Genomic DNA, 21,050 nt, shown 5'->3' with positions numbered 1-21,050 from the left:
TACCCGCTCGCCAAAGAAAGCGGGTAGGGATGGCATGGATTCTATTGATGTCAGCCGATTATGAATAAAAGAGCAAGCCGGCCGTATCGCCTCCTGCTCTTATATTTCATTGGAATACTCAATGAATAGTAAGTGATAATACTCTATCGCCGCTTACAGTAATCATTATAGAAGAGCCGAAACCAGCCAACGATTGAAGTGCAATGCGATTCGATAAATTGTTGTCAAATAACCAGTTTTTTGGGGATAGAATTAATTCCCCGTTAACCGCAATATATGTTTTTTGAATTAGTTTCCATAATTCAGTCATCGAGTTATCTATTTTTGAGGGAAACGTTGCTAAATCAACTTTGTAATACTTAGATTCTGTATCCGTATCCATATGATAGTTGCAATTGTTGTCTGCATAAAGATCATAGATAAACGGATTCATTTGATTTTTCTGTAATAATTCATTCATTTTTGTTAATGAGTTCTTTATTGGTCGTTGAAGCATAACCTGAAACTGATTATCAAATGTTACCTTTTTCGCTAATGAGAAATGAGGGGCTATTTCCGAGACAATTGTATTTAAAGTTTGTTCCTCATGTGCTGGAATAGTCAACATTATCTCGGTATTAAAGAAAAGAAAAGGGGCTAAAAAGTACTGGTCTGTAATAGACATATCTTTTTTATGTTGTTCTACAGTCACTAACTTTTCGATTTTAGGTCTTATCGTGCTCAGGGGGAACAGAGGGGGATTGCAGTATCGATTATATTGTTCGCCTGATATTTCATTAAAGTAATTCGTATTAGTCACCTTCTTTGGCTTGGCTACAGTAAAAATGAGAGAGAAGTACTTAGCGTATTCCTCCCTCGTTATTATACTTCTTAATATAGTGGTGGTCATTTTTATTTGCAGTCGCCTATAAATATTGAATTAACAAGACACTGCAACGACCTATGAAAAAATTATAGGGAATGTCTGCGTTTAGTGAGAGTTGTCCATAAATGACCGTTGAGAAATCACTGCAGGTCCGAATGAGCCGCAAGAAAACGGAATGGAGTAGGAAAGGCCGTTATCTGGACACCATCTTCCTAAGTGAGGGGTAAAAACACTCGCCGATAAAATAAAAAGAGCAGGAAGGCCCGAACGCCTTTCTGCTCTTTAATTTTCCATTTTTAGTAAATTCCGGTCAAACCCATTAGCAAAAAACGTTCCCAATCCGTTCCCAATTCACATTATCTTATCAGAGCCGCCACGAAAGGGGATTTATAAATCCTTTACTGGCGCGGGTTTTCGTTGAATAATCTGGCGTTCCCGAGAGGATTCGAACCTCCGACCTGCAGTTTAGGAAACTGTCGCTCTATCCTGCTGAGCTACGGGAACGCAGCATCATTTATTTTACCATGCGGGATTCCGGCTGCGCAAGCATTCCCAACTGTTGGGCGGCCTCTTGACACTGTGCATAAACGTGCTAAACTGTATATATGTTGTTAATAACAGTATAAACAGTTGCGGGGTGAAGGCTTGTACATTGTTTTGTCCAACAGCGACTCGGCTCCGTTATATGAGCAAATCAAAAAGCAGATTGTGGAGCAGATTGTAAGCGCCCGGCTGGCGCCCGGCGAAATGCTGCCTTCCATACGAGCGCTGGCGAAGGAATTGGAGATCAGCGTCATCACCGTGAAAAAAGCGTACGACGATCTGGAAGCGGAGGGCTTTATCGTCACCCGGGCGGGGAAAGGATCCAGCGTGGCCGAGGCGGGGGCGGAATTCGTCAAGGAGCGGAAGCTGAAGGAAATGCAGGAGCATCTGGAGCGGGCGATCGAGGCGGCCCGGGACACCGGAATGAGCGACGAAGAGTTTATGGAAGCGGCCCGGCTGCTTCTGGAGGATCAATAAGGAGGAATCCGCATGTCGGAGTGGATACTGGAAGTAAAGGGGCTCCACAAGCAGTTCGACCGCTTTCGGCTGGAGGACGTGACGTTTTCCATCCCGCGCGGCTACATCATGGGCTTTGTCGGCCAGAACGGAGCCGGGAAAACGACCACGATCAAGTGCATCATGGACTTGGTCGACCGCGACGGGGGCGAAATCCGGCTGTTCGGCGAGGATAACCGCGGGAACAAGGAAGAGGTCCGCAACCGGATCGGCTACGTTAGCGAGGAGTCGTATTTTTATGAAGAGATGAGCGTGGCCTGGACGGGGCGATTTGTGGGCGGCTTTTACAAGCATCACGACGAGAAGCTGTTCCGCTCTTTGCTCGAAAGGTTTCACGTGGAACCCTCCAAGAAGGTGAAAGAACTGTCGCGGGGCATGAAGGTGAAGCTGTCCATGGCGCTTGCGCTCGCGCACCGGCCGGAGCTTTTGATTCTGGACGAACCGACCTCCGGGCTCGACCCTGTAATCCGCAGCGAGCTGCTGGATGTGCTGCGCGAGGTGATTCAGGACGAACGCTGTTCGATTTTCTTCTCGTCCCATATCTCGTCGGACATCGAAAAGATCGCGGATTACGTTACCATCATTAACGACGGCAAAGTCGTCGTCAGCGCCGAGAAGCACAAGCTGCTTGACGAATGGACGATTGTCAAAGCGGATGCGCGCTTTCGCCATCCGCAGACGGATGCCATGCTGCTGGGCATCAAGGCGGGCGAATTCGGCTACAGCGGCGTAACCAAAAACTTGCCGGAGTTCCGAAGAAGATGGCTGGAGCTGTTCCCGGGAGCGGAATGCCGGACGGAAAAGGTCACCCTGGATGAGCTGCTGCTGCGGATTGTAAAAGAGGAGGATGCGGCATGGGCCAACTGATTCTGAAGGATTTCGCGGTGCAGAAACGGGCGTTTCCGGTTTATCTTTCGCTGGCCGCAATCTTCTTCCTGTTCTTTCAAACGATGGGGGACATGACGCTGTCGACGATGCTGATGCCCGTTTACATCATCGGCTACAGCTTCCTGAACCGTTCGCTTTACGAGGATGAGCGCAACAACACGCTGCGGCTTTTGGTTGCGCTGCCGATTGAACGGCGAAAGCTGGTGATCTCCAAATACGCCAGCGTGGCGCTGGTAACGGTGCCGCTGTTTTTCTTCTTTGGCGCCCTCGGCGTTTCCCTGGGGCTCGGCCTGGGGGGTGACGGGGAAGCGTCGGGGAGAATACTGACGCTGCTTGTGATGGGACTGCACCTGTGCATCCTCAGCCTGATCCTGTCGATCTACTTGCCGATTGTATACAAGCTTGGCGTGGTAAAGGCCCAGATGATCAACCGGTTTCTGATCTTCGCCGTATTCGGCGCCGGCGCCGCTCTGGCTGCCGTGGCAGCCAATCGGGGAGGACAGGGCGACGGGCCGCCGCCCTGGGTGGAACGGATGATGGAGGTTATGGAGGGAATCGGCCCGTCGCTTCTGTTCGGGCTCCTTATCGTCTTGGCTGTGCTGATTTTCCTGGGCTCCATGCTGTTGTCCATCCGTTTTTTTAACAACCGGCAGGTCAATTAGCGGAGGCATCGGGGGGGAGGCTTTCGGCTGAGAAGCTTCCGCCACGCACAAACCATTTTCCACAGAAAAGCCGCTTCGCGCACGGGAGCTGTCCCGGCGGAAGCGGCTTTTTATAGTTAGGCGAGGAACGTTTCCCGAATCTTCTCCGGCATGGAAGGCCGTCCGATCAGATAGCCCTGTCCCTCGTGGCATTGGTTGGATTTGAGAAAATCCAATTGCTCCGTGGTTTCGACGCCCTCCGCAATAACCTTCAGGTTCAGGCTTTTGGCCAGCGAGATGATCGCCGTGACGATCTCGGCGTCGGTGTGATCCGTAAAGATGCCGCGAATGAACGACTTGTCGATCTTGAGCGCGTCAATAGGCAGCCGGTTCAGGTAGCTGAGCGAGGAATAACCGGTGCCGAAGTCGTCGATCGAGATGTAGACGCCCATTTCCTTCAACCGGTGAAGAATGGCAATGGTATGGTCGCCCTGATTCATGATCGTCTCCGTGATTTCCAGCTCCAGCCGCACGGCGTCGAGCTGCTCTTCCAGCAGGATGCGCTCGATGACGCCGGGCAGGCTGGGCTCCTGAAGCTGCTTCATCGACAGGTTGACCGCGATGCGGCCGTCCACGACGCCCTCCTCCAGCCAGCCGCGGAACTGCCGGCACGCGGTACGCAGCACCCATTCGCCGAGCGGCACAATCAGGCCGGTGTCCTCGGCGACCGGAATGAACTCGTCCGGGGAGACCGGCCCCCATTCCGGATGGCTGTAGCGCAGGAGCGCCTCCAGGCCGGTCAGCTTTCCGGTCAGCAGGTCGATTTTGGGCTGGTATTCCAGCCGCAGGCCGTTTTGCTCAAGCGCCTGGCGCAGGCCTTTCTCGACTTCCACGCGGCGCTGCACCTTCTGCTTCATGTCGGCGGCAAAAAAGCGGAAATGGCCTTTCCCGTTCAGCTTGACGTTGTACATGGCGGTGTCGGCGTTTTTGATCAGCGTGTCCACGTCCGTTCCGTCTTCGGGGAACATGCTGATGCCGATGCTGGGGCTGCTGAAGCATTCGTGGGTGCCCAGCGCGTATTTTTGACTCAGCAAGAAGCTGATGTAGCGGGCGCATTCACCGGCTTTTTTCATCGAGACGCCGCTCAGGAACAGCGTAAATTCGTCCCCGCCGAGCCGGGAAACGACATCCTGCCGCCGCATGCCGGTCTTCAGGCGCTTCGCCGCTTCGATCAGCAGAAGATCGCCGGTCTCGTGGCCAAGGGAATCGTTGATCGTTTTGAAATGGTCCAGGTCGAGGAACATGACGGCCAGCGTGTCGCCGGCGGCGCGGCAGCGCTCCATCTCCAGAGCCAGCCGTTCGCGGAAATACCGGCGGTTGGGCAGACCGGTCAGCGAATCGTGGAAGGCGAAGTGGTGAATTTTCTCTTCTTTTTCTTTCAATTGGGTGATGTCCAGGATGGAGCCGACCAGCTTCTCCAGCCGGCCCGCCTCGTCAAAGAGGGGCTGAAAAGACTCCTTGGTCCAGACGGTTTTTCCGTCGGCGTGCGCGATGCGCAGCTCGGCCGCCCGCTTGGTCCGGCTTTGGACCGACTCCAGCACGGCCTGCCGCCAGCTTCCGTCGTCCGGCCGGTGAAGCCGTTCCCACAGATCCGGCTGGCGGAGGAGCCGGTCGCGGGAATAGCCGCAGATCGGCTCGATTGCGCGGGAAACGGACACCTCGCGGGTGCGTGCGTCCCACGACCAGACCGCCGCGTCGACGTTCTCGAGAATATGCTCCAGCTCTTCCCGTTGGCGCACCACTTCTCTGGAGTTGGCTGCCGAGCGGTGCAGGTAAAGTACAAAATACCGGCAAACGGCGCCGGCGGGAATAAAGCAGAGCCAGTAGGCCGCTACGGTTCCCCAAAACAGCTGGCGGTCGGACAGCCCCAGGTAGAGCAAGCCGCTGGCCAGGGGGAACAGGAGGAGCTGGGCCAGCCACCACTGCGCGCGGCCGGAAAGCCGCGTACGGGTGTGCACGAGGCCCGCGATCAGGGCGGCGCCGAGCAGCACGATGGCGGCGAGACCGGAAGAGAACGTCGGGCCAAACAGCGCCAGCCGGACCAGCGCGATAACGCCGGCCGCCAGAAAAGCGCCCGGAACCGCGCCCTCCATGGCGGCAAGCAGGACGGCGATCAGCCGCAAATCCAGGTAGATGCCGCTGCCGACTGGAATGGAAAACAGCATAAGGACGCTGCCGATCAGCCCGTAGCCGAGTCCGCCGATCAGCGTTTTGGGAAGCCGGGGGGCTCGAATCGGATCGAGCCGGACAATCAGCCGGTTTAACAAAAATAGTAAGGAAAGCAGAAGCGAACCGTTGATCGCCAGTTGTTGCATCAATGGAGACACCCTTACACCCTCGTTTCCGGCACCGATTTTTTCTGAACCTTTTATTCGACAATCGTCGCCGTTTTCCTTTTTCTGCGGAAACGAAGGAGGACGTCGGCGGAAAACAGAAGCAGAAGCGGCATTAAAGGCAGCGCGTAGCGGGAGTGCGGCAGGTAGATCATATGAAGCGCCGTCATGTACCCCAAGAGCGTAAGGAGAAGGGGCACTCCCTCTCGCTTTCGGTTACGCCACAGGCCGATAAAGCCGGGGATGAGCAAAACGTAATGAATCAGTACGGCCGCAGCGAGCGGAACGCCGGGAAGCGGCAGCCAATAGAAGACATCCCCCCAGAACAGCAGGAGCTTGCCGACAGTGTACCAACTGGCGTATACCCAGAAGGAATTGCGGAAGCCTTCCTTGAGGCGTTCCGCGGCCCGCACCCGGTCTTCTTCATCGTTGACCCACAGGTTGTCCGTCTGGTGCCAGGTCCGCTGCTCGTCAAGAAACAGCGCGGGCACGGTCCAGGGATAGGTGCCGAGCAGCAGCGGATTGCCGGAGGATCGCGTAAGCGGGATGAATTCTCCGTCCGACATCTGATAATTCCGCACCCACCAGGGCGCAAGGCAGAGCGTGAATACGAGCGCCGCGGCCAGCCCGCAGCGGAGCAGGCGGCGGAACGGCACCCGCTTGCGGAAGGCGAGCAGCAGCAGCACAAGCCCCGGCCACAGCGCGATGGTTGGCCGGATGTAGACGGCGGCGGCCCAAACCAGGCCAAAGAGGACGGCCGTCCCGAGCGTGGGACGGCGCTCCGTCCGCAGCGCCAAGCCGGTCAAGAGAAGGAGAGACAGGAGAAACAGCGACTCCGTGAACAAAAAGTTGGAGATGAGCCAAAGCGGCGGATACAGGCACCCGAGGGCGACGGCGGCGAGGGCCGTCCGTTCGCCGAACAGCCGGGAGCCGATGCGGAACAGCAGCCAAAGGGCGGCCGTGACGGCAACGGCCTGAAGGATGCGGGCGGCCTGCGGAGCGGCGTCCGGGCCGAACAGCCACAGCAGCGCGGCGAGAAAACCCGGATAGGCGGGGGTGATGAACGCCGTGGGCCGGGTCGGGTCGTTGTACGTGAGGGTGCCCTCGGCCAGCAAAATCGCGGCGGAACGCAAATACTCCCGGTCGTCCGACTGGTAGTCGTACCGGGGGCCGTAAGCAAACACAAAGAGCACTTTGAGCAGCAGGACGGCGGCCAGCAGCAGGAGGCACAGCCGGCGGGGGGAAACGGACCGCCCGCCGAACCGCAGGTCTCCGCCGCCGGAAGCCGGTGCGGAGCGCATCATGGCGCCTCCCCTTCCGGCGACGGGACCGGGGCCGGAGCGGAACCGCCCGCTTTCCCCTTGCGGCGAAGCTCGCGGAAAAAGCCGCTCAACAGCTCGGCGCATTCCTCACGCAGCACGCCGGATTCCAGCTCGACGCGGTGATTAAAGCGCGGCTCCTGCACCAGATTCATCAGCGTGCCCGCACAGCCCGCCTTCGGGTCCGGGGCGGCGTATACCACGCGCGGCACCCGGGCCTGCACAATGGCGCCCGCGCACATCGGGCACGGCTCCAGCGTGATGTAGAGCGTGCAGCCGAGAAGACGCCAGGCGCCAAGCGCCTCGCTCGCTTCGCGGATGGCGATCATCTCCGCATGAGCGGTCGGATCGCCGGCTGTTTCCCGCAGGTTGTGGCCCCGGCCCAGCACTTCCCCGTCCCGCACCACGACCGCTCCGATCGGCACCTCGCCAAGCCTCCGGGCCTTCTCGGCCTCGGCCATCGCTTCGCGCATCCAGCGCCGGTCTTCTTCTTCCCGGTTCATACCGGGTTCCTGTTGTTCCTTCACCGAGGCCATCCTCCTTTCCGGCACAAGCGCCGCCTGTGGAAAAAGCAAAAAAACGAACATCCATTCGTTGTTAACATGTTGTGGATAAAATTGTGGATAACTTGAGCGGTTATCCACGCCGCAGCTTGTCCTTTGGGGTTAAATCAAGTAGCGCAGATAAAGATACACCGAACTGATAGCGATGCTGGCGAGCATCAGCGGAAAGGCCAGCTTGAAGAACCGGCCGAACGTAATCGGATGCCCTTCCTTGGCCGAAAGCCCCGCCACCACAAGGTTTGCGCTTGCCCCGACCAGCGTGCCGTTCCCGCCCAGACAGGCGCCGAGCGAAAGGCTCCACCACAGCGGCTCGAGATTCGATACCCCCTGCTGGCCCATCTCCTGAATAAGCGGAATCATGGTCGCGACAAACGGAATGTTATCCACAAAAGCCGAAGCAATCGCGCTCAGCCACAAAATCAGGAAGGATGAGGCGGTGACGTTTCCCCCGGTCAGCTCCACAGCGCCGGCGGCCAGATCGGCGATGACACCGGTTTTCACCAGGCCGGAGACAAGCACGAACAGCCCGATGAAGAAAAAGATGGTCGTCCACTCCACCCGGGTCAGCGACTGCTCCAGATGCTTTTCCCCGGTGAGCAATAGGAGGAGGAATGCCCCGGCCAAGGCGACCGTGGCCGATTCAAGGCCGAGCGCCTGATGGGCGAAAAAACCGGCGATGGTAAGGCCGAGCACGGCAAGCGATTTGACCAGCAGCCGGACGTCCAGAATTTCCTTTTTCGCGTCAAGGGCAAGGATTTCTCTCTTGCGTTCTTCCGCCGCTGTGAGGGACTTGCGGTAGAACCGGACGAAAAACAGCGCGCCAAGGATAATCAGCACGATGACGATAGGAGCCAGATTGGTGATAAAGTCCAGAAAGGACAGCTCCGGGACGGCGCTGCCGATCATGATGTTCGGCGGGTCGCCGATCATCGTGGCCGTGCCTCCGATGTTGGAGGCGAGCACCTGGCTGAACAAGAACGGAAACGGACTGACGTCCAGCCGCTTGGTGATGCTGAAGGTGACGGGCACGATCAGCAGGACGGTAGTCACGTTGTCCAGAAAGGCCGAGCAAACCGCCGTGATGACGAACAGCGCCGCCAAAATTTTGACGGGCGAGCCGCCGGCTTTTTTGGCGGACCAGACGGCGAGGAAACGGAACAGCCCCGTTTCGGCCGTGACCGAAACAATAATCATCATGCCGACGAGAAGCCCCAGGGTGTTGAAGTCGATGTGTTCCAGCGCTTCGTGCTGCGTTACGACGCCCGCCGCGACAAGCGCGATGCCCCCGACCATGCCGATGATGGTGCGGTGCACCTTTTCCGAGATAATCAGACCGTAAGTAAGAACAAAAATGCCGATGGCGATGAGCGCCTGCCGGTCCATAAAAGGACCTCCTTCGATGAGAGAAAAATAGGAAGCGGATAACGAAAAAAAGCCCTCGATGAAGGGTCTTCCGATAAAGGCGGATTCGATTGTTATATTATAGCAACGCCGCAGACCGCAGTAAAGAATCCCCTTGTTCGGTCGGGAAAAGCAAGAAGGCGGACGGAGAAAATAAGACTTTAAGAGGAATAAAAAAAGGCGAACACATGTTTGCAAATTAGCCGCAACGGGTATATAATAGAAGAACAAACGTTCGCTATGGAGGGATGCGCAGGTGAGAAGGATATTTGAACGCTATGTCGGAGAGACCGTGGACATTATCTATCTGGATCGGCGCAACCGGCTGACGCAGCGCAGGATACGGGTCTTGGCCGCGGACCGCGAAGGCATGACCGCATACTGCTTCACGCGCAAGGCGCCGCGATTGTTCCGCACGGAGAACGTGCTGGCCGTCATGCCTGTCGCCCACCGCGCGGTTTGACCGGCAGTTCAGTCAGCCCGTCAGAAGAGAACGAAGCACGGAGAGCAGCAGGAAGAAGCCGAACAGGGAGAGGATAATCCCGCCGATGATGGCCCACATCGCAGAACCGGACCGCTTCCATTTCGAATACATAGAGGAACCCTCCCTGTTTTTATGGATTGGGTTCCATTATATGAAATTATTGGATGGACCGCAAACAGGGTCCATGCCGGAACACCAGGGCCAAGGGAAGCCTGGAAATGCGCCTGTAGGCATTTCCGGCTTTTTTCTGTATAATAAAAAGGATATGCCAGCGAAGATAAGGAGTTGTGTTATAGATGGCGTTAAAAGCCGGAATCGTCGGTCTGCCCAACGTGGGCAAATCGACGCTGTTTAATGCGATCACGCAGGCGGGAGCGGAATCGGCGAACTATCCGTTTTGCACGATCGATCCGAACGTGGGCGTGGTGGAAGTGCCGGACGAGCGGCTGCAGAAGCTGGCCGAGATTGTCAACCCGAACCGGATCGTGCCGACCGCGTTTGAGTTCGTCGACATCGCCGGTCTCGTAAAGGGCGCAAGCAAAGGCGAAGGGCTCGGCAACAAGTTCCTCGCCCATATCCGCGAGGTGGATGCGATCGTTCACGTCGTGCGCTGCTTCGAGGACGAGAACATTACGCACGTGTCGGGCAAGGTCGACCCCATCGGCGATATCCAGACGATCAACCTGGAGCTGATTCTGGCCGACCTGGAGTCCGTCGAGAAACGGCTGGATCGGACGCGCAAGAACATGAAGGGCGGCGACAAGAAGTACGCCGCGGAAGCCGAGCTGCTGGAACGGCTGAAGGAAGCCCTCTACAACGATCAGCCCGCGCGCAGCGTGGAAATGTCCGACGAAGAAAAGCTGCTGATCCGCGAGATGCCGCTCCTCACCATGAAGCAGATCGTTTACGCCGCCAATGTAAGCGAGTCGGAGGCGGGCAATGCGGATGAAAATCCGTATGTAAAGCTGGTTCAGGACTTTGCGGCTGCGGAAGGCGCCGAGGTGGTGCCGATCAGCGCCAAAGTGGAATCGGAAATCGCCGAGCTGGAAGGCGAAGACAAGGAAATGTTCCTGCAGGAGCTGGGGCTTGCCGAGTCGGGCCTGAACCGGCTGATTCGGGCGGCTTACAAGCTGCTGGGGCTCTATACGTATTTTACGGCAGGCGTGCAGGAAGTGCGGGCCTGGACCATCCGCAAGGGGACGAAAGCGCCCCAGGCGGCGGGCGTTATTCACACCGACTTCGAGCGGGGATTCATCCGCGCCGAGGTTGTGTCCTACGACGACCTGATCGCGGCCGGTTCCATGAACGCGGCGCGCGAGAAAGGCCAGCTGCGGCTGGAAGGCAAAGATTACACGGTTGCCGATGGGGACGTCATGCACTTCCGGTTTAACGTTTAGCCGCCATGCATCTGGCGGTTCGGGCAAACGCCCAGAACCGGATTCGGGTCGGAGGGTTTCGAACAGAAAGGAAGGGAAAACAACCATGCTGGACCGGCTGCAAGCGCTGGCGGACCGATATGAGAAATTGAGCGAGCTGTTGTGCGATCCGGATGTGGCGAACGATGCAGGCAAGCTCCGCGAGTATTCCAAGGAGCAGTCTGATCTGCAGGAGGCTTACGACGCCTACAAGGAATACCAGACCGTGACCGAAGAGCTGGAAGCGGCCAAGGCGATGCAGAACGAAAAGCTCGACGACGAGATGCGCGAGATGGTCAAACAGGAAATCGACGAGTTGTCCCGGCGGTCGGAAGAGCTTGAGGAGCGGCTGACCGTTCTCATGCTGCCGAAGGACCCGAACGACGACAAGAACGTCATCGTGGAAATCCGCGGCGCGGCGGGCGGCGACGAAGCCGCCCTGTTTGCGGGAGATCTGTACCGTATGTACACGCGGTACGCCGATACGCAGGGCTGGAAAGTGGAAGTGCTGGATTCCAGCCTGAACGACCTGGGCGGATTCAAGGAAGTCGTCTTCATGATTTCCGGCAAAGGGGCTTACAGCAAGCTGAAGTACGAAAGCGGAGCGCACCGCGTCCAGCGAATTCCCGTCACGGAGTCCGGCGGGCGCATTCATACCTCCACCTCGACGGTCGCGGTCATCCCGGAAGCGGAGGAAGTGGAAATCGACATCCGCGAAAGCGACATCCGGGTCGATACCTTCTGCTCCAGCGGAGCGGGCGGACAGTCCGTCAACACGACGAAATCGGCCGTGCGGGTAACGCACATCCCGACGGGCATCGTCGCCACCTGCCAGGACGGCAAATCGCAGAACTCCAACAAGGAAAAGGCGCTTCAGGTGCTGCGCGCGCGGATTTACGACAAGTTCCTGCAGGAAGAGCAGGCCAAATACGCCGACGAGCGCAAATCCAAGGTGGGCACGGGCGACCGCAGCGAGCGGATCCGCACGTACAACTTCCCGCAAAGCCGTGTGACCGATCACCGGATCGGTCTGACGCTGCACCGGCTCGACTCGGTGCTGAACGGCGACCTGGACGAGATTATTTCTTCCCTGACCGTTGCCTCGCAAGCGGAGCTTCTGGAAAAAGCGCAGTAACCGCTTGGGAAACCAGCGGCAGACTGCGGGTCCGGCAGCAGGAGGAATCTGCCTGCCGGGCCGCCTGCCGCAGGCGGCCGGAACGGAACGGGGATCGGCCGCAACATCCCGATGAGGGACAAAAGACAAAGGAGGCTGCCAATGACGGACGGCCGCAACCAGCCGGAAGGACACGCGTTCGTTCCGGCAAGGGACACAAGCATCCGGGAAGCCTATGCAGAGGCTTCTTCTTTTTTACGAACGCGCGGCGTTTCGGAGCCTGAGAGCAATGCCGCTTTGCTGCTCGGCCATGTGCTCGGGCTGGACCGGACCGGGCTGTTTCTCCGTTTTGGAGAACCGTTTCCGGAAGAGTTTTTCGCGGCCTGGACCGGAGCGGTCAACCGGAAAGCGGAGGGGGAACCGCTTCAGTACATTACCGGCGAGCAGGAATTTTTCGGGCTTCCGTTTGAAGTAAGCCCGGCGGTGCTTATTCCGCGGCCGGAAACCGAGCTGCTGGTGGACGCCATCGTCCGCCGGGGCGAGCTGCTGTGGCCGGAGGAGGAAACGGCGGAAGACCCAGGACGCGAAGCCTGCGGAACCGGCCGTGAAGGTGTCCCGTTGGCCGCCCGGGGGCCGCTCTTTGCCGACATCGGCACGGGAAGCGGAGCGATTGCGGTGTCGGTGGCGTACCTGCAGCCTTCCTGGCGGATCGTAGCGACGGATCTCTCCCCGGCGGCGCTGGCTGCGGCGCGCCGCAACGCGGAACGCAACGGCGTGGCGGCCGGAATGAGCTGGCTGCAGGGCGATCTTCTTGAGCCGCTTGCCGAAGCCGGACTCGCGCCGGACATCCTCGTCTCCAACCCGCCGTATATTCCCAGCGCCGATATTGCCGGGCTGCAGCCGGAGGTGCGTGTGCACGAACCGATGCTCGCGCTGGACGGCGGCCCGGACGGGCTCGACCCTTACCGCCGGATTGCCGGGCAGATGGGGCGGCTGCCCGCTTATCCGCGCCTGGTCGGCTTCGAGGTCGGCGCCGGTCAGGCCGGAGACGTAGCCGGGCTCCTGCGCCGCATCGGCCGGTGGGAGCAAATCGACATCATCCCGGATCTGGCGGGCATCGACCGGCATGTGATCGCGTATACCTTCCGGTAGAACAGGAAAAGGACTTCTTTCTCGCGCCAAGCGGAGAAGGAAGTCCTTTTTTAGCAGCCGGCAGCCGGTTGTCCAAGCTGGAAAAGGCTGACCTGCATGGAGATTCGGGCTGCCGCGTACGGCCGTATTTCGCTCAGGCCAGCCAAAAGCGCAGCGATTCATGAAGCTGCTGGAGGTCCAGCGGCTTGCTGAGATAGCCGGAAGCGCCGGCGTCCAGGCTTTGCTGCCGGTCGGCGGGCAGCGCCTTGGCGGTAAGCGCGAGAATCGGCAGCTTGGCGAACCGCGGGATTTGACGGATCATGCGGATGGCCTCGTTGCCGTTCATTTCGGGCATCATCACGTCCATGAGCACAAGGTCCGTGTCCGGGTTGGCCCGCAGGGCTTCCACCGCCTCGCGGCCGTTGAACGCAGAAACGGTCTGCACCAGCTGGGAATGAAGGGCGACCGTCAAAGCAAACACGTTGCGGGAGTCGTCGTCCGCGACCAGCACCTTTTTGCCCGGAAACGCTTGGCCGACCGGCATATGGCCGAAAATATCCGGCGCGTCGGCACCGGGCTGGCTCTCCGGCGGCACGGCACCGGCATCCTTTGCGGTCCGGGCCGGAGAGGAAAAAGGGAAGCCCGCCGGTGAAGACGGCAAAGCCCTGTTCGGCGCGATACTTTCCGACGGGAAGAAATTCGCCGCTCCGGTCTGCGACGGGCTCCCGTCCGCTCCGAAGCTTCCGGCTTCGGCCGTCCCCTCCGTCTCCGCTCCGCCGCCGTAGGGCAAATAAAGCGTAAACGTACTGCCGTATCCGACATCGCTCTGGAGCACGATGAACCCGCCCAGCAGCTTGGCGAACTCCCGTGAAATGGAGAGGCCGAGTCCGGTCCCGCCGTACTTGCGGCTGGTCGTTCCGTCCGCTTGCTGAAAGGCCTCGAACACGATGGACTGCTTGTCCTCGGGAATGCCGATGCCGGTATCCCGGATCGTGAAGGAAAGCCACCGGCTTGCCCCGGGCGGCGTTTCTTCCGGGGCGGCGGAATCGGCCGGCATGTCCGGGTCCGGCGGCTGCGGAATGCCCCACCAGCTGCTTGCCGCCTGCCGCTGGCCTGCCGCCTGCTGCGGGGAGCTCTCTACTTTATTAGCAGGGGCCGCCGTATGAGAAGCCTGGGAATCCGCCGGAATGGAGGCCGGGTAAGCAGGGCCGAAGGATTGAAGCTCGGCCTCCGGCACCCGCCGCACCTCGAAGGTGACGGAGCCCTTTTCGGTAAATTTGAACGCATTGGACAGCAGGTTTTTGAGAATTTGCTGCAGCCGCTGGCCGTCGGTGTAAATAATGTCGGGCAGGCCCGGTCCGGTCGCGATGTGGAAGGCGAGCTTTTTTTGCTGGGCCACCGGCTGGAAAATCCGTTCCATGATCTGCGGCAGCTCGCTCATGTTCACGGCGTCATGCACGATTTCGGCGCGGCCGGCCTCGATTTTGGACAGATCGAGAATGTCGTTGATCAGATGCAGCAGATCGTTGCCGGAGGAATGAATCATTTCCGCGTACGAAACCTCTTCCGCCGTCAGGCTCGCATTCCGGTTTTCGGCCAGAATTTGCGAAAGGATCAGAAGGCTGTTCAAAGGCGTCCTCAATTCGTGGGACATGTTGGCCAGGAATTCGCTTTTGTACTTGGAACTGAGCATCAGAAGACGGGCTTGCTCCTCGAGCGCGTTTTTGGCTTTTTCCAGCTCCGCCGTTTTCTCCTCGGCGATGGCGTTCTGGAGGGCAAGCCGCCGGTTGGCCTCGCGGAGGCGCTCCTGCCGCCGGTATTCCAGCTGGAAGTCGCGAAGAATCAAGGCAAACCCGGCGCTCAGCGCAAGCGTGAGCGGGAAACTGCGGCTGGCGATGTTCAGCATGTATTCGTCGGCGGGAATAACCCCGAAAATGGCGATGTTGACCACATTGAGCACGTTAATCAAAACGACAAACAAGGTCATCCGTTTCCGGAAGGACCAGTCGGGGCGTGTTTTGAGCCATTCGTTCAGAAGCGCGCAAACGAGTCCGAGAAGCGTCAGGTTCAGGACCCCGGCCCAAGCGGCGGGAGTTACGCCAAAGGAAAGCCGGACGAGGCCGATGCCGAACCCGATAATAAACAGCATGTAGGAACGGTTGATAAACATGGGCGCAATGATCAGAGGCACAACGCGAAGATCGAACAGAACGCCATCCGAGAGGGGGAGACCGAACTCCATGCACACCCAGCTTCCGGCGACGGCGGCCAGAGCGAACAGCCAGTCGCGTTTGCAGGCATACATGGTTTTGAATAAATACTTGTTCAGCAAATTGGCCAAATAGGTAAGCGCCAGCAGAATGCAAATGTTGGTTAAAAACGTATAAAGCATGAGTCAAACCCCTCCGGCCTTGAATGTTTCGGTCCGGCGCCAAGCTCGGGCCCATGACCGAAAACCCGCATTGAGCATACCATAAAAGAGGTTCCAACCACAAAGAAACCGCTTTTTTGCAGGAAAAATCCGCCTGCACGCCAACGGGTCCGGCCATTCTCTCATCTAGCAAAAGAAAAAGAGAGCGCCGGGTTTAAGAGAAACGCTCCCGGGTCATACTGGTGCTAGAGAACGGAAAACCGGGGGGCGGAGCACATGGTCAGACGGACCGATAAGAAAACGATCGCACTTGTCCTTTTTTGTCTGCTTTTTATGCTGGTCAGTTGGGAAACGAATAAAGCCGGCGCGGCGCTTGCGGCCGGTTCCATACCGGGGGAAGCGATCCGCATCCGCATTCTGGCGAACTCCGACACGCTGGAGGACCAGGCGGTCAAGCGGCTGATCCGCGACCGGGTGTACCGGGAAACGCAGGCCTGGGCGGACGGGCCGAAGGATTTGGAGGAAGCGCGGCGAAGCATCCGGGCGCATTTGCCGGAAATTCAGGCGCTGGCGGACAAGCTGCTGGAGGAACGCGGCTTTTCGTACCGGGCGAACGTGGAGCTTGGGCGTTTTCGTTTTCCGGAAAAAATGTACGGCGCAGCGCTCTACCCGGCGGGAGAATATGAGGCGCTGCGCATCACGCTCGGCCAAGGGGGCGGAAACAACTGGTGGTGCGTGCTGTTCCCGCCGCTTTGCTTTTCCGGCGCGGTGACGGAGAAGAAAGAAACGGCTTCCGGACCGGCACCGGCCGGAAAGCGGGAGGCGGCGGCTTCGGTCCAAAAGACGGCTGGTAAAGCAGCCGGCCAGGCGGACCCGGAGAACCGGGCGCCGGAGGAGCAGCCGGCCGGCTTGTCCGAGAGCCGTTCGGATGCCGGTCAAGATGCGGCGGAAGAACAACCCGAGGTGCGTTCGTTTTTCGGGGACAAGCTGGGCGGGCTGTTCGGCCGAATCAAAAGCTGGTTTAGCTGACGGCTTGCCGCCGGGCCGGAAGCCGTGACAGGGGGAAGCGGAAACGGTATAATGGGCACCAATGAAACAGCCTTTGAAACGGCCAATTGAAAGAGGGACAACAGCCATGACGCGGGTGTGGGAACTGAAAGCGGAAGAAGCGGGGGCGGGCCATCCGGCAATCCGGGAGGCGGCCCTTTTGCTTCGGCAGGGAGAGCAGGTGGCTTTTCCGACGGAAACCGTATACGGCCTCGGGGCGGATGCGGGGAATGAAGCGGCGGTGGAGGGGATTTTCCGGGCCAAAGGACGGCCTTCGGACAATCCCCTTATTGTGCATATCGCGGATAAGGCCCAATTGGAAGGCCTTGTGCTTCGGCCGGACGAGCTTTCCCTGCGGCTGATGGAGGCGTTCTGGCCCGGGCCGCTTACCTTGGTGCTTCCCGTGAAGCCGGGCGCGGTGTCTCCCCGGGTGACCGCCGGGCTGCCGACCGTGGCCGTGCGCATGCCGGCCGACCCCGTTGCGCTGGCGCTGATCGCCGAAGCGGGCTGCCCGGTGGCGGCTCCGAGCGCCAACCGGTCCGGACGGCCGAGCCCGACGCGGGCCGCGCATGTGCTGGAGGACCTCGGCGCCGCAATCGCCGGGATCGTGGACGGCGGCCCCACCGGCGTCGGCGTCGAGTCCACCGTGGTCGAGGCGACCGGCGGCGAGGTGCACATTCTGCGCCCGGGCGGCGTGAGCGCGGAGGCGCTGCGGCGGGCTCTGCCGGGCGTGCCGGTGCGCACCGCCGCCGAAACGGCCGCCGGGACCGACCCGCAGCAGGCGGCGCGGGAGCATGGGGCCGGCGCGGAGAAGCCGGGCGCGGGCGTGCCGGCGGCGGAGGGGCCGGCCAGCGCGACCGGTGCGTCCTGTGCGCCCGCCGCGTCCGGCTTGGGGGCCGCGCCGCCCGGAGCCCCCGCACCGGATGCTTCGCAGGCGCCGAAGTCGCCGGGCATGAAGTACGCGCATTACGCGCCGCGCGGCCGGATGGCCATCGTGCGGGCGGCGTCGCCCGCACGGGCCGCCGCGTGCATCAACCGCGAGCTGGCCCGCGCCAAAGCCGCCGGCGAGCGTACGGGCGTGCTGGCGAGCGCCGAGCACGCGGGCGCGTACGTGGCCGACACCGTGATCGTGTGCGGCAGCTTGAAGGAGCCCGCCTCCCTGGCGCGCGGGCTGTACGATGCGCTTCGCGGCTTTGACGAGGCGGGCGCCACCTTCATTCTCGCCGAAGCGTTCGACGAGAGCGGCATCGGGGCCGCCGTCATGAACCGGCTGCGCAAGGCGGCCGGAGGGCGCGTCATCGACGCCGACCGGGAGAACTGAAGCGAGCCTCCGGCCTGTCCGCTTCTTCCCTCCGTCCGCCGTTTTCGCTTCCGCCGCTTCGTGCCGCCGCCCCGGCGGACCGGACATGTTTTCCCGCCGCCCGGCATAGGATGGGTAGGGACAAGAGGTGCGCTTGCCGGCCTGGGTGAAGGCGCGGGCCGTTCGCTTTTTACGGACGGCGGAATCGGACCGGCAAGCCCCTCCAAGGGGGAGTGGAACATGCAGGCGGTTGCGGAGTGGGGCGAGTTTTTTACCCTGCTGTTTATGGCCTTTGCGCTCGGAATGGACGCGTTTTCCCTCGGGATCGGCATCGGGCTGCGGGGCATCCGTCTTCTGCACGTGCTGGAAATGAGTCTGATTATCGGCTTGTTTCATGTGTTCATGCCGCTCATCGGCATGTTCATGGGGTATTACGTGAGCGGGCTTCTGGGCGGCATCGCCACCTCGGCGGGCGGCTGCCTGCTGGTTGTGCTCGGCGGGCACATGATCTACAGCTCCCTGACCGGAGAGGAAAAGCGGGCGGTCGACCATCGGACCTTTTGGGGCATGCTGCTGTTTGCGTTGTCCGTGAGCATCGATTCTTTTTCCGTGGGCGTTTCCCTTGGCATGTTCGCTTCCGACGTCATCCTCACGGTGCTCCTGTTCGGTGCTTTCGGCGGGACCATGTCGGTGCTCGGTCTTCTGCTCGGCCGGCGCGCGGGACAGTGGGCGGGAACCTATGGAGAGGCGTTTGGCGGGCTGATTCTGCTCTCCTTCGGCCTCCGTTTTTTGTTTTGATCCGGACGGGTTTGCACGGATTTTTTGCGGCTCCGAAGCCTGGATTGCAGGGGACTCCATATTTTCCGGCATTTGCGTTATAATAGAACGACAGACCGATCCTGAGAGGAAGGAGAATCTTTCATGGGGAAAACCATATTGTTCGTCTGCACGGGCAACACCTGCCGCAGCCCGATGGCCGAAAGCCTTTTGCGCCGGATGGCGGAAGAGGCCGGACTGCAGCTGACCGTCAAATCGGCCGGGGTCGCCGCCATGGAAGGAGGCTCCATTTCCGCCCATTCGAAACGCGTTCTGGAGGACAAGGGAGCGGCGGCCGATCTGGCTTCGAAAGCCGTAAGCGCCCCGCTGGTGGAGGAAGCCGACCTCATCCTGACGATGACGGCCCGGCACAAAAGCCAGGTGCTTTCGCGTTTCCCGTCGTCTGCCGGCAAGGTGTACACCCTGAAGGAGTTTGCAGGCGGCGAGGATGCGGGCCGCACGCAGGCCGACCGCGAAGTGGTCGAGCTTCTGGTGAAACAGTCGCTGAACGGAAGCGTCAGCCCGGAGGAGCGGTCACGCGCCGCGATACTCCAGATGCTGGACGAGGACAACGACATTTCCGACCCGTTTGGCGGATCGCTTAGAGATTACCGCGTATGTGCGGAAGAGATAGAGGATGCGCTGCGGAAAGTCATCCGCAAGCTGCAGCAGGACCGGGCTTGACAAGCGGCCGGCCGGCGGCGGAGATTCATTCGCCGCCGCACCCGCCGGACTTGTCTCAAGTCCGTTTTTTTTGAAGCCGGATCCGGCGCCCTTGGCGGAGCCTTCCGGCTTTACAAACCGGGCGGCGGCCGCTATGATAGAAGAAACATTGCGACTCCGGAGTGACTGGCGGCATAGTGGAGGCAACCACGATGAAGCTTCGGAGAACGGCCGGCCGCCTGGGCAGAGCAGCGTTGCGTTTTTACGCGCGCCTGCTCTTTTTTTGTCCGTCCGTTTCTTCCCGCGGTCCCAACTTCGGGTATAATAGGAAAGACAGTTTGTCCCCTTTGCGGGACGGCCAAGGAGGAACGTTTATGAGAATCGCGATGGGAGCCGATCATGCGGGCTTCGGTTTGAAAAACGGACTGCGGGCTTTTGTGCAAGGATTGGGCCACGAAGTCCTCGATCTGGGCTGCGACTGCGCCGATTCGGTGGACTACCCGGATTACGCGCTCGCCGTCTGCGAGAAGGTGGTGTCCGGCGAGGCCGACCGGGGCATTCTGGTTTGCGGAACGGGCATCGGCATGACGATCGCGGCGAACAAAATTCCCGGCATCCGCTGTGCGCTGGTGCACGATCTGTTTTCGGCCAAAGCCACCCGGGAGCACAACGATTCGAACGTGCTGGCGATGGGCGAACGGGTCATCGGCCCGGGCGTGGCCGAGGAGATCGTTCGCGTCTGGCTCGGCACGGACTTTTCGCAGGGAGAGCGGCACGCCAACCGGATTGCCAAGGTAACCGGGCTGGAGGAAAAGAACGAGCTTCACCCCTGACGGCCATGGCCGGCGGCAAGCCGGCAGGCGGAATGGAGAGCAGGAAAGGGGATGGACGCGTGAACGGCAGCGAAAGCACGTTCGGCGCAGGAGCGACGGACGGCACGAAGCGGACGGAGCCCGTCCCGGCGGAAGCCGGCGGAACGGCTCCCCACGGCATGCCGGAAGCCGGGGAGATTGCCCGCTTGACGGAGCAGGCCCTCGGCGAGCTGGTCGCCGCCGGCGGGCTGGAGCCCGGGCGGCTTCTGGTGATCGGCGTCAGCACAAGCGAGGTGGCGGGCCGGCGGATCGGAACCTCCGGCAGCCTGGAGGTAGCGGCCGGTATCTTTGAGGGCGTAAGCCGCGCCCGGGATAAAGCGGGCTTCCACCCGGTCTTTCAATGCTGCGAGCACCTGAACCGGGCGCTTGTCTGCGAGCGGGCGCTGCTGGAGCGGTTCGGCGGGCTGGAGCCGGTGTCGGTTGTTCCGGTCCCGAAGGCCGGCGGGTCGATGGCCGCCTACGCTTACCGGCACCTGGCCGACCCGGTTGTCGTTGAAGCCGTGCGGGCGCACGCCGGCATCGACATCGGCTCGACGCTGATCGGCATGCACCTGCAGCCGGTCGCAGTCCCGGTGCGGCCGACCAACCGGATGATCGGGGCCGCCCACGTGCAGATGGCGTACAGCCGCCCGAAGCTGATCGGGGGCCCCCGCGCCGTCTACGAGCCGGAAACGGAGCGGGACACGGGCGCATGCGACTGACCCTTGC

The 21,050-nt window shown here is 60.3% G+C and carries 18 protein-coding genes, 1 tRNA gene, 1 pseudogene and 1 riboswitch; of the genes and pseudogenes, 13 read left to right on the top strand and 7 right to left on the bottom strand.

Annotated features, from left to right (window positions below):
• Positions 1-118 precede the first annotated feature (118 nt).
• Together AC6I6H_RS14665 and AC6I6H_RS14660 are read right to left on the bottom strand one after the other, a co-directional pair.
• Complete coding sequence (locus tag AC6I6H_RS14665; RefSeq protein WP_497954636.1) at positions 119-889, bottom strand: hypothetical protein; 771 nt, start codon at positions 887-889, stop codon at positions 119-121.
• A gap of 403 nt (positions 890-1,292) precedes the next feature.
• Positions 1,293-1,369 (bottom strand) — tRNA-Arg (locus AC6I6H_RS14660).
• A gap of 141 nt (positions 1,370-1,510) precedes the next feature.
• On the opposite strand from AC6I6H_RS14660, the gene AC6I6H_RS14655 reads away from it, so the two are divergent.
• Genes AC6I6H_RS14655 through AC6I6H_RS14645 form a run of 3 tightly spaced genes read left to right on the top strand, consistent with a single transcriptional unit; the run spans position 1,511 to position 3,474 of the window.
• On the top strand, positions 1,511-1,885 hold the full coding sequence (locus AC6I6H_RS14655; RefSeq protein WP_497954635.1) for a GntR family transcriptional regulator: 375 nt from the start codon (positions 1,511-1,513) through the stop codon (positions 1,883-1,885).
• A 12-nt stretch (positions 1,886-1,897) separates the two neighbouring features.
• The gene (locus tag AC6I6H_RS14650) at positions 1,898-2,791 is read left to right on the top strand and encodes an ABC transporter ATP-binding protein (protein ID WP_497954634.1); all 894 of its coding nucleotides are present in this window, start codon (positions 1,898-1,900) and stop codon (positions 2,789-2,791) included.
• Positions 2,779-3,474 carry an ABC-2 transporter permease gene (locus AC6I6H_RS14645; protein WP_497954633.1) on the top strand — a complete coding sequence of 232 codons (696 nt, stop codon included), beginning with the start codon at positions 2,779-2,781 and terminating at the stop codon, positions 3,472-3,474. Before AC6I6H_RS14650 ends, AC6I6H_RS14645 begins: the two co-directional genes overlap by 13 nt.
• A 116-nt stretch (positions 3,475-3,590) precedes the next feature.
• On the opposite strand, the gene AC6I6H_RS14640 is transcribed toward AC6I6H_RS14645, so the two are convergent.
• The 4 genes from AC6I6H_RS14640 to AC6I6H_RS14625 all read right to left on the bottom strand — a co-directional run bounded on the left by AC6I6H_RS14640 (position 3,591) and on the right by AC6I6H_RS14625 (position 9,111).
• Entirely contained in the window at positions 3,591-5,828 is a 2,238-nt protein-coding gene (locus AC6I6H_RS14640; RefSeq protein WP_497954660.1) for a putative bifunctional diguanylate cyclase/phosphodiesterase, read from the bottom strand.
• 53 nt (positions 5,829-5,881) lie between these two features.
• Positions 5,882-7,150 (bottom strand): ArnT family glycosyltransferase, encoded by a 1,269-nt coding sequence (locus tag AC6I6H_RS14635; RefSeq protein WP_497954632.1) that lies wholly within the window; start codon positions 7,148-7,150, stop codon positions 5,882-5,884.
• Positions 7,147-7,668: a tRNA adenosine(34) deaminase TadA gene (gene tadA, locus AC6I6H_RS14630; protein WP_497954659.1), complete on the bottom strand. Its 522-nt coding sequence runs from the start codon at positions 7,666-7,668 to the stop codon at positions 7,147-7,149. Before tadA ends, AC6I6H_RS14635 begins: the two co-directional genes overlap by 4 nt.
• Positions 7,669-7,830: 162 nt before the next feature.
• Positions 7,831-9,111, bottom strand: coding sequence for an ArsB/NhaD family transporter (locus AC6I6H_RS14625; protein ID WP_497954631.1), 1,281 nt, complete (start codon positions 9,109-9,111; stop codon positions 7,831-7,833).
• A 274-nt stretch (positions 9,112-9,385) separates the two neighbouring features.
• Here AC6I6H_RS14625 and AC6I6H_RS14620 point away from each other — a divergent pair, with 274 nt between their 5' ends.
• The 4 genes from AC6I6H_RS14620 (at position 9,386) to prmC (ending at position 13,294) form a co-directional block, all read left to right on the top strand.
• Positions 9,386-9,592, top strand: a complete 207-nt coding sequence (locus AC6I6H_RS14620) for a hypothetical protein (RefSeq protein ID WP_497954629.1) — start codon at positions 9,386-9,388, stop codon at positions 9,590-9,592.
• Positions 9,593-9,909: 317 nt separating this feature from the next.
• The gene (ychF, locus tag AC6I6H_RS14615; RefSeq protein WP_497954628.1) at positions 9,910-11,010 is read left to right on the top strand and encodes a redox-regulated ATPase YchF; all 1,101 of its coding nucleotides are present in this window, start codon (positions 9,910-9,912) and stop codon (positions 11,008-11,010) included.
• Between the two features lie 85 nt (positions 11,011-11,095).
• A complete protein-coding gene (gene prfA, locus AC6I6H_RS14610; protein ID WP_497954627.1) occupies positions 11,096-12,163 on the top strand; it encodes a peptide chain release factor 1 in 1,068 nt (355 codons plus the stop codon).
• 141 nt (positions 12,164-12,304) lie between these two features.
• Complete coding sequence (gene prmC / locus AC6I6H_RS14605; protein ID WP_497954626.1) at positions 12,305-13,294, top strand: peptide chain release factor N(5)-glutamine methyltransferase; 990 nt, start codon at positions 12,305-12,307, stop codon at positions 13,292-13,294.
• A gap of 163 nt (positions 13,295-13,457) precedes the next feature.
• Here the strand turns inward: prmC and AC6I6H_RS14600 are convergent.
• Positions 13,458-15,665 (bottom strand): annotated as a pseudogene (locus AC6I6H_RS14600) (ATP-binding response regulator); the annotation flags it as partial.
• A 255-nt stretch (positions 15,666-15,920) separates the two neighbouring features.
• Between AC6I6H_RS14600 and spoIIR the strand changes: the two are divergent.
• From spoIIR to AC6I6H_RS14570, 6 genes are all read left to right on the top strand, one after another.
• A complete protein-coding gene (spoIIR, locus tag AC6I6H_RS14595; protein ID WP_497954625.1) occupies positions 15,921-16,673 on the top strand; it encodes a stage II sporulation protein R in 753 nt (250 codons plus the stop codon).
• A 106-nt stretch (positions 16,674-16,779) separates the two neighbouring features.
• Positions 16,780-18,012, top strand: a complete 1,233-nt coding sequence (locus AC6I6H_RS14590) for an L-threonylcarbamoyladenylate synthase (protein WP_497954624.1) — start codon at positions 16,780-16,782, stop codon at positions 18,010-18,012.
• A gap of 219 nt (positions 18,013-18,231) precedes the next feature.
• Positions 18,232-18,789, top strand: a complete 558-nt coding sequence (locus AC6I6H_RS14585; RefSeq protein ID WP_497954623.1) for a manganese efflux pump MntP — start codon at positions 18,232-18,234, stop codon at positions 18,787-18,789.
• 123 nt (positions 18,790-18,912) lie between these two features.
• Positions 18,913-19,491, top strand: coding sequence for a low molecular weight protein arginine phosphatase (locus tag AC6I6H_RS14580; RefSeq protein WP_497954622.1), 579 nt, complete (start codon positions 18,913-18,915; stop codon positions 19,489-19,491).
• Positions 19,492-19,642: 151 nt separating this feature from the next.
• Positions 19,643-19,722, top strand: a riboswitch (ZMP/ZTP riboswitch).
• A gap of 122 nt (positions 19,723-19,844) precedes the next feature.
• A complete protein-coding gene (rpiB, locus tag AC6I6H_RS14575; RefSeq protein WP_497954621.1) occupies positions 19,845-20,303 on the top strand; it encodes a ribose 5-phosphate isomerase B in 459 nt (152 codons plus the stop codon).
• A 158-nt stretch (positions 20,304-20,461) separates the two neighbouring features.
• Positions 20,462-21,043 (top strand): TIGR01440 family protein, encoded by a 582-nt coding sequence (locus tag AC6I6H_RS14570; protein WP_497954658.1) that lies wholly within the window; start codon positions 20,462-20,464, stop codon positions 21,041-21,043.
• Positions 21,044-21,050 lie beyond the last annotated feature (7 nt).

The sequence above is a fragment of the Gorillibacterium sp. sgz306347 genome, assembly GCF_059735245.1.
The sequence above is the reverse complement of the archived record's forward strand: the minus strand, read 5'-3'. Positions and strand labels throughout refer to the sequence as shown.